The organism is Natronolimnobius baerhuensis (assembly GCF_002177135.1).
Taxonomy (GTDB): domain Archaea; phylum Halobacteriota; class Halobacteria; order Halobacteriales; family Natrialbaceae; genus Natronolimnobius; species Natronolimnobius baerhuensis.
In genome coordinates this window covers 119,182-134,254 of sequence record NZ_MWPH01000004.1, presented here as the reverse complement: position 1 = coordinate 134,254, position 15,073 = coordinate 119,182, and the positions used below count along the sequence as shown (strand labels likewise).

11 protein-coding genes are annotated in these 15,073 nt (G+C 61.4%); 10 read left to right on the top strand and 1 reads right to left on the bottom strand.

Annotation, left to right across the window (positions count from 1 at the left end; genetic code table 11):
* Positions 1-7 precede the first annotated feature (7 nt).
* Complete coding sequence (locus tag B2G88_RS16935) at positions 8-1,501, bottom strand: alpha-N-arabinofuranosidase (protein ID WP_087715475.1); 1,494 nt, start codon at positions 1,499-1,501, stop codon at positions 8-10.
* A 307-nt stretch (positions 1,502-1,808) separates the two neighbouring features.
* Here B2G88_RS16935 and B2G88_RS16930 point away from each other — a divergent pair, with 307 nt between their 5' ends.
* The 10 genes from B2G88_RS16930 to B2G88_RS16885 all read left to right on the top strand — a co-directional run bounded on the left by B2G88_RS16930 (position 1,809) and on the right by B2G88_RS16885 (position 15,065).
* Complete coding sequence (locus tag B2G88_RS16930) at positions 1,809-3,923, top strand: IclR family transcriptional regulator domain-containing protein (RefSeq protein WP_087715474.1); 2,115 nt, start codon at positions 1,809-1,811, stop codon at positions 3,921-3,923.
* Positions 3,924-4,008: 85 nt separating this feature from the next.
* A complete protein-coding gene (locus tag B2G88_RS16925) occupies positions 4,009-5,844 on the top strand; it encodes an ABC transporter substrate-binding protein (RefSeq protein ID WP_245835428.1) in 1,836 nt (611 codons plus the stop codon).
* Positions 5,845-5,856: 12 nt separating this feature from the next.
* Positions 5,857-6,873, top strand: coding sequence for an ABC transporter permease (locus B2G88_RS16920; RefSeq protein ID WP_087715473.1), 1,017 nt, complete (start codon positions 5,857-5,859; stop codon positions 6,871-6,873).
* Position 6,874: 1 nt separating this feature from the next.
* Positions 6,875-7,870, top strand: coding sequence for an ABC transporter permease (locus B2G88_RS16915; RefSeq protein WP_087715472.1), 996 nt, complete (start codon positions 6,875-6,877; stop codon positions 7,868-7,870).
* A 64-nt stretch (positions 7,871-7,934) separates the two neighbouring features.
* Complete coding sequence (locus B2G88_RS16910; RefSeq protein WP_245835427.1) at positions 7,935-8,990, top strand: ABC transporter ATP-binding protein; 1,056 nt, start codon at positions 7,935-7,937, stop codon at positions 8,988-8,990.
* Positions 8,983-10,041 (top strand): ABC transporter ATP-binding protein, encoded by a 1,059-nt coding sequence (locus tag B2G88_RS16905; protein ID WP_054861837.1) that lies wholly within the window; start codon positions 8,983-8,985, stop codon positions 10,039-10,041. Before B2G88_RS16910 ends, B2G88_RS16905 begins: the two co-directional genes overlap by 8 nt.
* A 54-nt stretch (positions 10,042-10,095) precedes the next feature.
* Positions 10,096-10,308, top strand: coding sequence for a hypothetical protein (locus B2G88_RS16900; RefSeq protein ID WP_054861838.1), 213 nt, complete (start codon positions 10,096-10,098; stop codon positions 10,306-10,308).
* 79 nt (positions 10,309-10,387) lie between these two features.
* Positions 10,388-12,559, top strand: a complete 2,172-nt coding sequence (locus B2G88_RS16895) for an alpha-L-arabinofuranosidase C-terminal domain-containing protein (RefSeq protein ID WP_054861839.1) — start codon at positions 10,388-10,390, stop codon at positions 12,557-12,559.
* 690 nt (positions 12,560-13,249) lie between these two features.
* Positions 13,250-14,266, top strand: a complete 1,017-nt coding sequence (locus B2G88_RS16890) for an SGNH/GDSL hydrolase family protein (protein ID WP_054861840.1) — start codon at positions 13,250-13,252, stop codon at positions 14,264-14,266.
* A gap of 49 nt (positions 14,267-14,315) precedes the next feature.
* Positions 14,316-15,065 carry a sugar phosphate isomerase/epimerase family protein gene (locus B2G88_RS16885; RefSeq protein ID WP_054861841.1) on the top strand — a complete coding sequence of 250 codons (750 nt, stop codon included), beginning with the start codon at positions 14,316-14,318 and terminating at the stop codon, positions 15,063-15,065.
* Positions 15,066-15,073 lie beyond the last annotated feature (8 nt).

Here is a 15,073-nt window from a genome sequence, read left to right as displayed (position 1 = left end):
GTTGGGATCAGGTCATCTCGAGCGTCGCGACTGTCGCTGGCGGCAGGTCGACGGAAATCGTGTTCCCGTCGACGTCGACGTCGGTTGGTTCTGGCTCGAACTCGTCGGCGTTGTCGGGGCCGACCTCGGTCTTTGGATCGTTGTCAGCGAACAGCAATGTTGCCTCGACCGAGTCGGGCGTTGCGCCTTCGACACGCACGTCGACCGTCTGTGCCTCGCGGCAGTCGAGGTTCGTCAGCGAGATGAACGTCTCGTCGCCGTCGGTTGATGCCGACCCCTGGACCAGCGGCAGGTCCCGGTCGTCCTCGAGGTCGCGCGACGGTGTCGTGACCGTCGTCTGGACGGCGTCGTTGTCCTGGTGTGGCGCGTAGGCATCGAAGACGTGGTAGGTCGGGCGCGCCCAGGCCTCGTCGTCGTCGGTTTCGACGAGACACTGGAGGACGTTGACCGTCTGGGCGATGTTCGTCATCGTCACCACGTCGCTGTGGTGATTGAAGATGTCGAGCGCCGCCGCGGCCGAGAGCGCATCGAGGACGGTGCCGGGCTGCTCGAGGCCGTTGTCGGCCGTCGCTTCGACGTGCCAGGCCCCCCACTCGTCAACGATAACGCCGATGTCACGGGTCGTCGCGACGGCGTCGATGGCTCCCGCAATGGTCTCGATGTGGTCGCTCATCTCGAGGGCGTCCGCGAGGAACGTATCGTAGTCGTCCTCGTCGGCCTCGGAGACGCTCATCGTCCGGCCGTAGTAGTGGTGGAAGGTGAGGTGGTCGAGTGGGAACTCGACGCCCCACGGCGAGTCGTTGACCTTTTCTAGGAAGCGCCGGTTCCACTCGTGTTGTTCGAACCCGCAGGCGATGAGTTCGAGGTCATGATCGAGCATCAGGTTGTCCGTGGTGCCGACGTAGGTTGCGAACCGTCGATACTCGTCGGCGTACTGCTCAGGGGTCATCTGGCCGCCACAGCCCCAGTTTTCGTTCCCAATGCCCCAGTATTTCACGTCGTAGGGTTCCTCGCGTCCGTTTTTGCGGCGTCGGTTGGCGAGTTCCGTGTCGCCGTCGTAGTTACAGTACTCGACCCAGTCGGCGGCTTCCTGTGGGTCGCCCGACCCGACGTTCGTAGCCAGGTAGGGTTCGGTGTCGATTTCCTCACAGAACTCGAGGAACTCGTCGGTGCCGAAGGCGTTCGATTCTTCGGGTAGTTCCTCGGGTCCCTGCGCCCAGAAGAGGTTGCGACGGCGTGGGCGGTCCTCGCGCGGTCCGATCCCATCTTCCCAGTGGTAGTCGTCGGCGAAACAGCCGCCGGGCCAGCGAAGCACCGGCAGTTCGATGTCGTTGAGCAGTTGGAACACGTCCTCGCGGTAGCCGACCTCCTCATCGCCGTCACGTCGCCAGATCCCATCGTAGATACATCGTCCGAGATGTTCGGAGAAGTGGCCGTGTACCGCTGGATCAACGTGTCCGATAACTGCCTCTGTATGAACCGTTAGCTCTGCATCAGCCATGTACGACCCACTATTTCGGGACATCTGCAATAAATGATGGGGTTCACTGACACAGTTGCCTGCAGCCTGCCAGTGGTCTGTCTGTTCATCCCCAAACCAGTGGTGGCACAGACTCACGCGAGTGACATCGACAGATCCGTACGAATAAGGTCGTTCACCTCTGATCGGTATGGTATGACACACACGCGGGCACGGCCGACCGCTGCGCTGGGACGCAGGCCGTTTGGTTCGACACCAGCCGGCCGACTGACAGTTCGAGGCGTCAGTCGAACGGGTCAGCGAGGGAATTGGAGGAGGCGATACCATCATGACTGACGCACAGAACCCCGACGATCACACGGGGTCGGTGCTCTACGAGCCGCCCGAGTGGGCACCCGTTCCCGGCGCGATGTACCCGCGAGCGACGCGCCTCGAGTACGGCGAGGCCGACGAAACCACGCTACTGGCGACGTTCGAGTGTTACGAAACGGCCGGGAAGACGGGCACTGACGAGCCGTCCTTTCCGATCTATCGGAGTACCGACGACGGGCGGACGTGGTCGCACTACTCGGATCTGCGAGACACCGAGCACGGGTGGGGGCTTCGCTACCAGCCGACGCTGTTCGAACTGCCACAGCCGGTGGGGCCGTGGGATGCAGGCACGGTGCTGGCTGCCGGCAACGCAATCCCGAGTGATCGGTCCGAGACGAGCATCGATCTGTACGCGAGCGAGGACGGCGGCCAGGAGTGGACGTACGTGAGTACGGTCGTCACTGGCGGCACGGCCGTCCCGAGTCGCGGCGAGTCACCGGTCTGGGTCCCCGAACTCACGGTCGACGCAGACGGCAATCTCGTCTGTTACTTCTCTGACGAACGCCACTCTGAAGACGGCTACGACCGACTCATCGGCCATCGCGTCTCGAGCGATGGCGGTTTCACCTGGGAGCCACAGGAGTTCGACGTTGCCCTCGCCGACGACGAGTCCCGGCCGGGCATGCCCTCGATAACGAAACTCCCGACCGGCCAGTATCTCATGACGTACTACATCGACGGGCCGAAGTACGGTGGCAGTATCTTCGTTAAAACGTCTGACAACGGGCGCGAATGGGGAGATTCCAGTGCTATCGGCACGCCAGTCCAGACGAGCGACGAACTGCAGTTGATCGACGGCCCGTACGCGACGTGGGTTCCCGAGGGCGGCGAGGACGGCACGATTTTGGTCGCTGGGAAGACGTTCCGCGACAAACACCGAAATCCCGTCCCTGACAGTGGCACGGTCTTGCTCGCGACGACGGAAATGGACGCCATGGGACCATGGACGCCGGTTTCGGCACCGCTGTGGTTCGACGACGAACTCGAGACCAGCCATCGCTCTGTGGCCTGGACGACCGCCCTGTTGCCCGCCGGCAACGGATCGGAACTGCTGCAGTTTACGTCGACGTACGCCGGCCACGGCAAGACCGAGATCAGATACGGTCGCGCGTCGCTGTCGGCGATGGTCGAGTACGACCGCGACTCGAGTGAGCGTTCGGTAAGTCACTCGCCGACGAATCGAGACGAGAGTGCACACCGACGCACTCGCGGGAACACGCAGTTCATCAGCCGTCCAACCGATAGCACGCCACCGGCAGAAACACATCACGTCAAATCACTCGTCAAAGCGTTCGATCTCCTCGAGACGATTGAACAAACGGGGCCGGTCGGCGTCACCGAACTCGCACGCCAGACTGGGATCGCAAAGAGTTCGGTCTACAAGTACCTCGATACGCTGCGCCATCTGGGCTACGTGACGAAGACGGACGGCGAGTACGCGACGTCGCTGCGACTGTTTCGGTTCGGCCAACAAATTCTGTCTCGACACGATGTCTGCGAGATCGCAAAACCGGAACTCCAGGCGCTGTCCGAACGTATCGGCGAGACCGTCTCACTGATTGTCGAGGAAGAAGGCGACGCCGTGTATCTGTACTGTACCGACCCAGTCGCTGGTTCACCACCAATCGAAGCGGGGAGTCGCCTTCCAATCCACGTCTCGACCGGCGGCAAAGCCCTCCTCTCCCATCGCCCGCGCGAAGAAGTCGACGCGCTCCTCGAGGATGCGATCCGAACCGTCGACCGACAGAACTTCTATGCCGACCTCGAGACGGCACGCGACAATCGTGTTCTCATCGATCAGGATACGAGCACGCAACTCGAGTACAGCGCTGGCTTGCTCGAGAAACAGGAGTACACGATCAGCCAGCAGCGAGCGAACGACCGAATCCATCGGATCGCGGTTCCAATTCGGGATGCCGACGACCGCGGCGTCGCCGCACTCGAGGTGATCGGCTCCGAGTTCGAACTGGACTCACAGCGTCTGCAAGCGGATATCGTCCCGCTGCTGGTCGCTACCGGCAAATCAATCGAACTCGAGTTGCTCGAGCGCGAGCGTGGCCAGTTCGGGTGACCGCTCAGCATCGCATCGTCTTTCGTCGACGGTCATGGTAATAGACCATGTACATTTATTACGGACGGACAGTGAATTGTGTGGTATGTCACGCCAAAACGGTAGTGATATCTTATCAAGAGTCCGACGTACCGGGAAGGGAACGCCACACAGCGTCTCGAGACGGCAGGTGCTCGCAGCGGGCGGCGGCGCGGGCGCGATGCTCGTGGCTGGCTGTGCTGGGGGCGGCGACGATGAGAACGGTGGCGGCACCGACGAACGGCCCTCGTTCGATCCCGACGCAGACGAGCGCGTCGACACCGCGTTAATCGAGCCGACGACGGACAACCCGACGAACTGGCAGTACAACATCTACAACCCGTCACAGGAGTTCGGTCACTCGATGAACAACGATCAGTTCGTCTGGTACCATATGGAACGTGACGAGTTCACATGGCGGCTCATCGACATCGCCGAGTACGAGGACGACCACGCACTCATCGACCTCGCTGACGACCGGTCCTGGCACTCCGATGGCGAGAACGTCGACGCCGAGGACCTCCGGACGAAACTGATCCTCGAGGACATCATGAGTGGTGATCTCGGGGCTGTCTTCGATGACGTCTCAATTGCGGGCGATCACCAAGTCGAGATGGACCTTGCGGGGACGATCAATCCGGATGTGTTCGATACGAGTTGGACCAACCTCTGGTTAGATACCAGAGCTGAACAGTACGAGCAGTTCGTCGAGCGCTGGGAAGACGGTGAATCGATTGACGACATCCGACCCGACCTCGAGAACTACGAACTCGACGACATCGAGGGTCACGGCCCGTTCGAGGTCGTCAACGTCACGGACAACCTCTTCGAGATGGAACTCGTCGAGGACCACCCCGACGCGGCGAACATCAACTTCACTCGCTGGGAGGTTCATCGCGTCGGCTCCGATACGGGCGAAGTGATCATGGGCAACGAAGTCGATACGATCAGGAACTTCACCGCCGAGGAGGCCGTCCTCGAGAACCGACCGGACGACCTCACGGTCGGGCACCTCCCGGCGATGTGGGGGATGGCGTTACCGTTTAACCTCGAGCATGAACACGTCGGCAACGTTCGGGTTCGCCAGGCGCTGGCGGAGTTCATCGACCGTGAGGGCGTGGCGTCGAGTTACGGGCCATACGGAGAGGCGGTCGAAGCACCAAGCGGTCTCGTCGGGAACATCGACGGCGAGAACAACCCGAGTGACGCCTGGACGGACTGGATCACGGACGAGGGTGCCGACGCCCTCCACCGGTACGACGACCTCGAGCGCGGCCGGGACCTGCTCCGCGAGGAAGGCTACTCGAAAGACGACGACCAGTGGTACACGCCCGACGACGAGGAGTTCGAGTTGACGATCACGATGCCGGCGGATACGACCGATTGGCATCCGATCTACCAGACTGTCGAAGGCCAACTCCGGCAGGAAGGGATCAACGCCGACGTGGAGGCCGTCGACGACACCGTCTACTGGGCGGATTACTACCTCGACGGCGACTACGACCTCGCCTCGACGGGGTGGACGCTGCAGAACTCCTACCCGTACTTTACGTTCCGGATGTACTACATTATCGACGCGCCGTTCCTCAACCTTGAGGAGGACGATGTCGTTGCACCACCGGTCGGCGACCCCGACGGCGACCTCGAGTCGGTCGACGTCGTGGGGCTGCTCGAGGAACTGCAGACGACACAGGACGAAGCCGAGTCCGTCGAGTTGATCGAGGAACTGGCGTGGGTGACGAATCAGTACCTGCCGATGTTGCCTCTGACCGAAATCAACGATACGGTCTGGTTCTGGGAGGACGAGTGGTGGGTTCCTGACCCGGTCGAGGAGTCAGCAACCTACCAGTCGAAGTGGCCACTGTGGCAGTTCCCACGAACGGGTAATCTGCGGGCACGATAACGAGGGAAAGAGATGTCTCGCTACCTCCTGAAGCGGCTCTCGATGGCGGCGTTTACGCTGTATGCCGTCATGACGATTACGTTCGTGATGATCCAGTCGATTCCGGGCGGGCCGGAAGACTACATCCGCGCTCAGCTCATGCAAAGTCGCGGCGACGGCTCCATCAGCATGGCACAGGTCAGCCAGCTCGCCGAGCGCTCGATGAACATCGATCCGACCGATCCGATGCACGTCCAGTACGTCGAGTACATGTCGAACATGCTGCAGGGTGACCTCGGCGAGTCGCTGCACTTCGCCGCGCCCGTCGACGAGATTATCGTTCAGGCAATGCCCTGGACGCTGTTCTTGCTCTCGATTGCGACGTTGCTGACGTTCTCGGCAGGCATCGTTCTCGGCGCAATCATGGCCTACCTCGAGGGATCGCGATTCGATGTCGGGACGACGGTCGTCTCGATGTTTCTGAACTCGATTCCGTACTACATCTTCGCGCTGTTGGCAATCGCGTTGCTTGCCTACGACTGGGGCCTGTTCCCGGCATCGGGGCATCATCCGACCGGTGCCGAACCGGCGCTGTCGGCGTCGTACTTCATCGACGTCGTCCACCACGCCACGTTACCGATCCTATCGCTCGTCATCACCGGACTGGGCGGCGTCGCGCTGACGATGCGCGGCAACGCAATTCAGGTGATCGGCGAGGACTATATCCGTGTTGCAAACCTGCGTGGCGTTCCCGGTCGACAGATTGCAACCCGATACGTCGGCCGAAACGCCTTGCTTCCGATGTACACCTCGCTGATGATCTCGATTGGGTTCATGTTCGGTGGTGCCGTCGTCTTAGAGGAAATCTTCGCCTACGAAGGCATCGGCTGGTACCTGTTAGAGGCGGTCAACGCCCGTGATTACCCGCTGATGATGGGGTCGTTCCTGATCATTACGCTCGCGGTGATCGTCTTCATCCTGATCGCCGACCTCACCTACAGCAAGATCGACCCACGGGTTGAACAGGAAGACTCCCGGGAGGCATACTGACATGGCTGAACGAACCTCTACCTTCCAGACGGATACCGAACCGGACCGCGACGACCGAATCACACGCTCGAGGCGTGAACTCTACCGGGAACGCCTCGATTTGTTCGTGTTGACGCCCCTGCGCGTGATCTGGAGCGACTGGCGCACCCGCGTCGGCTCCCTGATCATCCTCGCGTGGGTGTTCCTCGGCACCGTGGGCTACTGGCTCGTTTCGGAGCCGTTCCCCGGCGACGGACCGCGAATGGACCCCGCCTTCCAGAGCCTCGAGTTCCCGCTGGGGACGACGATTCGCGGCGAGAGTGTCTTCGCACTCGTCGTGCAGGCGACGCCCGCGATGTTGATCATGATCACCGCCGGGGCAGTGTTCTCGGTGGCGATTGCAACGCTCGTCGGCACAGTTTCTGGGTACAAAGGCGGCCGCGTTGACCGCGCGCTGACTGTCGTGACCGACATCGCGATGACGATTCCGGGCTTGCCACTGATCATCCTGCTGGCGGCCCTAATCGAGCCGACACATCCCGTCACCGTCGGGATCGTCCTCACAATCAACGCTTGGGCGGGCCTCGCTCGAGCGATCCGGTCGCAGGTGTTGACGCTGCGAGATCACTCCTACGTCGAGGCGTCACGGATCATGGGCGTTCCGACGCGGCGGATCGTCGTCGACGACATCCTGCCGAACATCATGCCCTACGTGCTTGTCAACTTCGTCCAGTCGGCTCGTGGCGTCATCTTCGGGTCGGTCGCGCTCTACTATCTGGGCGTGTTGCCGTTCTCGAACGAGAATTGGGGCGTGATGCTCAACGACGCCTACGACAGTTTCGGCGTCTTTACCTCGTGGGAAACGGCCCACTGGATTCTCGCGCCGATGTTCGCCGTGGTTACCCTGTCGTTTGGCCTGATCCTCTTCGCACAGGGGACCGAACGACTGTTTAACCCACGAATCAGAGCGCGCCACGCCGAGACTATTGACGAAGACAGCATGGAGAGCCACCGATGAGCCGGCACCACTCCACGATGAATCGACGGACTGATCGACACTCGAGCAGAGACACTCAGAACCTATGATGGAAGAGCCAGCAACACCGACGGTATCGACTGCAGATCCGATCTTCGAACTCCGTGACGTCAGCGTCACGTTCGATATGGACCGCGGCGAATCGCGGGTGCTCGATCAGGTCGATCTCGACATCCGGCGCGGCGAAATCCTCGGCGTCGTCGGGGAAAGCGGCTCCGGCAAGTCGATGTTCGCCTCCGCCTTGCTCGATGCCGTCGTCGACCCCGGTGTGACGCTCGGCGAGATCACCTACCATCCGACACCAGATCGAGACGTCGACCTGCTGAATCTCGAGGAAGACGAACTCAAGCGCTTGCGCTGGGAGGAAATTTCGATGGTGTTCCAGGGGGCGATGAGTTCGTTCAACCCGACGATGAGCATTCGCGATCACTTCGAGGAGACCATCGAGGTCCACGAACGCAACATGGACGCGGGGATGGCCCGCGCTCGAGACCTCCTCGCTGACCTGTACCTCGACGCTGATCGCGTTCTCGATTCATATCCGCACGAACTCTCGGGCGGGATGCAACAGCGGGCGCTGATCGCACTCGCGCTCGTCCTCGAACCGGAGGTGCTTGTCATGGACGAGCCGACGGCCGCACTGGACCTGCTGATGCAACAGAGCATCATCGGGCTGATCGACGACCTCGCGGCGGAGTACGATCTGACCATCGTCTTCATCACGCACGACCTGCCGCTGGTTGCGAATCTCGCCGACCGGCTGGCAGTCATGTACGCCTTCGACTTCATCGAACTCGGACCCGCCGACGAGGTGCTGACCGGGTCGATGCATCCGTATACGCGTGCACTGCTGAACGCCACCCCCAACCTCGACACCCCCAGATCGAAGATGCGCCCCATCGACGGCGCTGCTCCCGACCCCGTCAGCGTGCCCGAGGGCTGTTCGTATCATCCTCGCTGTCCGATGAGCGACGACACGTGTCTCGCCGAGGACCCGCCACTCGAGGCCGTCGCCGACGACCATCGCGTCGCGTGTCACTACGGCGAGCGCGTCCCCGAGGTCATTCCGCTGAGTCTCGAGGAGGTGCGCGTCGATGAGTAGTTCGGATCACGTCGTCTCGCTCGAGGGTGTCAACGTCCACTTCGAGGAGGAACAGGGCTTTCTCGACGTGTTCTCCGATCCGGAGACGGTTCGGGCAGTCGACGATATCTCGCTCGAAATCGCCGAGAACGACGTCGTCGCGCTGGTCGGCGAAAGCGGCTGTGGAAAGACGACACTCGGCAAGACGGCAATCGGCGTCCAGCGCCCGACCGGCGGGACGGTCCACTATCGCGGGCAGGATATCTGGGCGGCCAAAGACGAGCGCAATCCCGAGATTCCGTTCGACGAGGTCCGCAAATCGCTCCAGATCATCCATCAGGACCCAGGCTCGTCGCTGAACCCGAACAAAAGCGTCCGTCACTCACTCTCGAGTCCGCTGCAGGTGACGCACCCGGAGATGGATACGTTCGAACGCCGGGAACGGATCTACGAGATGTTAGAGCGGGTCGGCATGACGCCGCCGGATGATTACGCCAACCGATTCCCACACCAGCTAAGCGGCGGTGAGAAACAGCGCATCGCGCTGATTCGCGCGCTGTTGATGAACCCGGATCTGATCCTCGCCGACGAGGCCGTCTCGGCGCTCGACGTCTCGCTGCGAATCGACATGATGGATCTCATGCTCGAGTTACAGGAGGCATTTAACACGTCGTACCTGTTCATCTCGCACAACCTCTCGAACGCCAGCTATCTGGCCGGGAAAGCCGACGGGCGCATCGGGATTATGTACCTCGGCGAACTCGTCGAGATCGGCCCTGTCGACGAGGTGCTCGCGAATCCACAACATCCCTACACGAAGGTGTTGATGTGGGCGACGCCGGATCTGCATCCGGATGTCGAACGCGATACCGACTCGCCGCTGCGGACAATCGACGTCCCTGATCCGAAGAATCCGCCTGCAGGGTGTCGGTTCCACACGCGCTGTCCGAAGGCTCGAGAGGCCTGCAAAACGGCGCCCCCGACGACCGCCGTCGGTGACAAGCACACGACACGGTGTTACAGAGCGCTCGAGGACCACGACTACTGGGACTCGCCGACACTCGACGAGTAATCGGCGACTCGTCTCGACCCGTGGCTTTTTATCAGTTGACGGCAAGGGAGACGTATGCGCGTCAGTGGCGTGGTATACAAGTTCATGGTCGCGGTTAGCCTGACGATTGCGGTGCTGACGGTCGCACTGCTTCCGTTTCTCGAGCCCGGCTCGAGTTCGTGGGTGATCGCCATCTTCACGCTCGGTGTGACGGCGATTTCGGTTGCGATTGCAGCGCTTGGGCTGTACTTTCGCTGGGATCCGTTTCGGCCGTTCGAGGAAGTCTAACGCGGAACGGGGACGAACAGACCGCTACGAGGGTTCGCTAATACACACAATTAAATACGATATTTTCCTCTAGCGACGTATGGATGACTCGAGACTCGTCGAGCACAGCAACAGTTCCGACAGCGACACAGCGACGGTGACCGTCGATCCGACCGTTCGCGGGGAGACAACCGTCGATCCCAAACTCCTCGGCAAGTTCGGCGAACACCTCTACACCGCTCGAAACGCGAAAAATACGCTCGAGGCGGAGATTCTGCACAACCCGACGTTCGGAAGCTGGAAGTTTCAGGTTCACGGCCCCGGACCGGACGGCGGCCGCCCGGCGGTTCACGACGCCGACGAGATCGATGACCGCGTCGCCGAGTACGCCACGCGGCGTGACTATCCGGACCACGAGCGACTGCTCGAGGCCTATCGCGACGGGCTAGCGCTGTGGTGGGTCCACTGCGGGACCCGCGACGACGTTCGCACTAGCCCGGACGTCGGCGTCGCCGGGGACCGCGCCCAGCGGATCGAGGTTGTGCCCGACGCGGATTCCGAGAGCGCAATCGCCCAATGGTGCTATCTTCCGCTGCATCGAACGCGTGCGTTCGAGGGGCGACTCACCGCCCGCGGGAACGAGCCGACGACGGTCGAGATCGGCATTCGGACGGTGACCGCCGATGGCGACCTCGAGACGGAACTTACCACCCAATCGGTGGCAGTCGGTACTGACTGGACCACCGCCGCGTTCGACCTCGAGTGCCCGCAGTCGGCGTTCGACGATCCCGACGCGTTGTACGCTGTGACGATTCGACCGGAGCCGGGATCGAACGTCGTTTTCGACGGGATCTCGTTGCTCCCGGACGATCACATCGCGCGGGCGGACCCCGACGTCGTGTCGTTCCTGCGGGACGCCAACCTCCCCCTGCTGCGCTGGCCAGGCGGCAACTTCGTCTCCGGCTATCACTGGGAAGACGCCGTCGGCCCGCTCGAGGAACGCCCGACGAAGCCGAATCCGGCCTGGGCCGGCCTCGAGACGAATCGATTCGGAACGGCGGAGTTCATGGACTTCTGCGAAGCGGTCGGCTGCGAGCCGATGATCTGTCTGAACGCGGGCAACGGCACGGCCGAGGAAGCCGCGAACTGGGTCGAATACTGTAACGGTGATCCGGAGGAGACAGAATACGGTCGACTCAGGGCCGAACACGGCCACCCCGAACCGTACGACGTGACCTACTGGGAGGTCGGCAACGAAGTCTACGGCCCGTGGCAGACCACCTGGACGACGCCCGGCGGCTACGCGGACCGGTTCGCTCGATTCCACGAGGCGATGACCGCCGTCGACGACGACATCGAGGTGCTGGCCTGTGGGAATCGCCTCACAGAGTGGAACGAGCCACTCCTCGCTGAGTGTGCGGACGACCTCGACTGGCTAACTGATCACGTGCTCGTCGGCGATCCAGTCTCGACCGACACCGATCTCGAGGCGTTGTACAACGCACACATGGCCTTCGCCGAGCAGGTCGGCCGGGAGTACGAGACCGTCGCCGAGCGGATGCGTGCAGCCGGTATCGACGAGCCGAAACTGGCGATCACCGAACTGCAACTGTTCACCACGCTCGCGGACGACGAACGTGACGGCGACGACACGCTCGAGTGGACGGACATCCCGACGAACAAGACCATGACCGAAGCCGTCTACGACGCCACGTTCCTGCTCGAGGCGATTCGCTCGGATGGACTCATCGGCATGATCACGCACTCGGGGGTCGGCAATCACGGTGCTGGACTCCGGAAGGACCGCGAGCGGGTGTGGACCGATCCGGCATACTACGTCCACCGCGAGGCATTCTCGATGGTCGGCGCTCACCCAGTCAAAACGCACCTGGAGTGTGGGACCTACAATACCGAACTGCCCGTCGGCGACCACACCGGCGAACTGTTCGGCGCAATCGAGCCCGCAACTGACGTACCACAACTCGATGCGGTGACTGTTTCTCACCCCGACGAGAACCGACTCGTCACCTGTCTCGTCCACCGCGATGCGACCGCCGGACCGACGACGGTCACGCTCGAGGTCGCCGGTGAATCCTCTCTCGAGTCCGTGACAGTCTCGCGGATCGGAGCCGACTCGATGGTCGCACAGAACACTCGAGAGGCCCCCGAGGCGGTCGCTGTCGAAACCGAACGCTGTTCGGTGGATGGGGGAACCGTCACACTCGATCTTGAGCCGTTTACCGTGGCGTTTCTCGAGTCTGAGTACGAATAGCTACGGGCAGATTCTTGATTTTTCCAGCGGTGAGGAAGTGTGCTTGTAGTCTAGTGCGTTCCACGTGAGTGCGGTAGTTTAGTACGGCCCTCGAGGCGTTTCTCAATGCGGAATCGGACTATCTCGGCCGATTGTCGTCTGTTTTGACCGTGGTGTCGAGTAACACGGAGAAGAATGAATTACAGCTGTATGTGTGTAATCCTATTCGGAGAATATCTGTTGTTCCTGATGGAGAAACGATGGGGTGGCACCTGATCCCATACTGTATCAAACAATAGTATCTGAGATACATTATTGCCTATACCTAACAATACTATTGCCTCGACTTACTGCCAAAATACGCCCATAGACGAAATATTCGTCGAATTAGTGTCCATTCTCGCCATAGTGTGGGAGATTGTGTGGACAGGCCACTAATAACAAATTAATTGTCCTTTTCTAACTCTATTCTCGGAATACTCCGCGAACTTTCTATAAATGTGCGGTCCTTGTGGAGGTCTCCTACGAATGCTATTGCAGCATTCTGCACTACTGTGGAGGTCAATTACTATATAGGTTTGTTTTAGAACATGTTCTGCGACGCTGTCGCCTCGAGTCGACACGCAACTGTAGGACTCGTAATCGGGCCGGAGCGGCGGGGGAGTACCCGTATCAGTAACGCTATGGCAGGCCCGTTCAATCGGTAGGGCAATGAGCTCCGAGGAGTATCCGTCCGTCTCGTTGCACAACGTGGCAGAGACGGTACCAGCCGAGTGGGATGCGGACGGTGAGCGACTGCTGCGCGTCCCCGAGTCCGTTGGTGCTAAACTGAACGACGGAGCACGCGACCGACTCCGACACGCGACGAACGGCGAGATCCGATTCGTTCCCGAAACCGACGATAGCGAGATTGAGATTACGCTGTCTGCGTCCGAGCGGACGGAGATTCGTGTTTTCTGGGGTGAGTTCCAGCCGTGGCAAGCCCTCGAGATTGAGTCGACGCCGACGACGCTCACGTTGGACGTTCCCGACCGCCTGCGCGATCTGGGAGACGACGTTCCGACTGGTCGGTTCGATCCTCGAGTCTGTCGGATCCGGTTCGAGCGCTTTACGCCAGTCGCGATTCACGACGTGGCGGGAGACTGTCGCCCACCCGCGTCAGAGGAACTACCGGCAGCGCGGTATCTCGCGTACGGCACGTCGATCACGGAGGGCGCGAAAGCGTCCGCGACGCACCTGAGTTACGTCTCGCGGGTTGCACGCCACTGCGGGTACGACGCGCTCAATCTCGGCTGTTCGGGCTCGGCATACTGCGAACCTGAACTGGCGGACTACATCGCAGGCCGTGAGGACTGGGACGTTGCCACCCTCGCGCTCTCGGTCAATATGGCCAACGCGGAGTTCACTCCCGCTGAGTTCCGCGAGCGCGCTGACTACTTCGCAAACACGATTGCTGCGGCCCACCAGGAGAAACCGATTGTCTGCGTGACGCTGTTTCCGTACTTCGCGGATCTCACCGCCAACGGCGACGCTGCCCACGCCGACGCCTTCCGCGGTGCACTGCGGGACGTTGTCGACGCCACACCACACGAGAACGTCTCGCTCGTCGACGGCAGCGACCTCCTGACTGCGACGGACCTCACCTGGGACGTGCTCCACCCCAGCGACCGCGGTATGGACACACTCGCTGAGGCTCTTTCGAGCCACCTCGAGACCGTCACCGAGTGAGCGTCACTCCCGACGCGGCCATTAAGGGCGAGCCAGTCGATGACAACCCATGGACTGTGGCCTCACCGTCGGCGACTCGCTCGACCGACTGGACGAGACGCTCGAGGGCTTTGACTTTGCAGAGTTCACGCTCGGCGAGGGCGTGGACACGGACACAATCGACGCTGATCGTCTCGAGTCGAGTCTCGAGGCGGCGAACACGTCGCTGTGCGTGCATCTGCCGTTCAAGCAGGACGTCGTGACACCGGTTCCTGAAATCAACGACGCGATTATCGCGTATCTGCGGCAGTTACTCGAGTGGGCTGGCTCGGTTGGTGCGCAGAAAGCGGTGTTGCACGGGACGGCTCGAAATCCACATGACACCGACTTGCGGCCGCTCTTTGCCGACCAACTCGAGGCGATTGGCGAGGCGGCAGCGGACTGCGGCGTCGAACTCGTCGTCGAGAACGTCGGCCATCAGAAACGCGGGCTGCCGTTGACCGTCCTCGGTGATCTCGCTCGAGAAACGAACACGGCGGTCTGTTTCGACGTCGGCCACGCCTACATGGAAGACGGCAACGACGGTGTCAAACGGTTCGCCTCGCAGTATGGCGACCTCGTGTCGCATCTGCACGTCCACGACGCACGCAGCCGTGGTGATACGCACCTCCCGATTGGTGCCGGTGAGATAGACTATGATATCATCTCGGAGTACTTTGCGGGCTTCGATGGGACCGTCGCAGTCGAGGTGTTCACCGACGATGTCCCGCTTCTCCGTGATACGGCCGACCGAGTGACGGACTGCCTCGAGATCGAGTGAGTCGCTGT

Bases quoted from the DNA above. Each gene is read 5' to 3' on its own strand.
- B2G88_RS16920 (WP_087715473.1), top strand. From the start codon at position 5,857: ATGTCTCGCTACCTCCTGAAGCGGCTCTCGATGGCGGCGTTTACGCTG.
- B2G88_RS16925 (WP_245835428.1), top strand. From the start codon at position 4,009: ATGTCACGCCAAAACGGTAGTGATATCTTATCAAGAGTCCGACGTACC.
- B2G88_RS16895 (WP_054861839.1), top strand. From the start codon at position 10,388: ATGGATGACTCGAGACTCGTCGAGCACAGCAACAGTTCCGACAGCGAC.
- B2G88_RS16900 (WP_054861838.1), top strand. From the start codon at position 10,096: ATGCGCGTCAGTGGCGTGGTATACAAGTTCATGGTCGCGGTTAGCCTG.
- B2G88_RS16935 (WP_087715475.1), bottom strand. From the start codon at position 1,501: ATGGCTGATGCAGAGCTAACGGTTCATACAGAGGCAGTTATCGGACAC.
- B2G88_RS16885 (WP_054861841.1), top strand. From the start codon at position 14,316: ATGGACTGTGGCCTCACCGTCGGCGACTCGCTCGACCGACTGGACGAG.
- B2G88_RS16930 (WP_087715474.1), top strand. From the start codon at position 1,809: ATGACTGACGCACAGAACCCCGACGATCACACGGGGTCGGTGCTCTAC.
- B2G88_RS16915 (WP_087715472.1), top strand. From the start codon at position 6,875: ATGGCTGAACGAACCTCTACCTTCCAGACGGATACCGAACCGGACCGC.
- B2G88_RS16910 (WP_245835427.1), top strand. From the start codon at position 7,935: ATGATGGAAGAGCCAGCAACACCGACGGTATCGACTGCAGATCCGATC.
- B2G88_RS16890 (WP_054861840.1), top strand. From the start codon at position 13,250: ATGAGCTCCGAGGAGTATCCGTCCGTCTCGTTGCACAACGTGGCAGAG.
- B2G88_RS16905 (WP_054861837.1), top strand. From the start codon at position 8,983: ATGAGTAGTTCGGATCACGTCGTCTCGCTCGAGGGTGTCAACGTCCAC.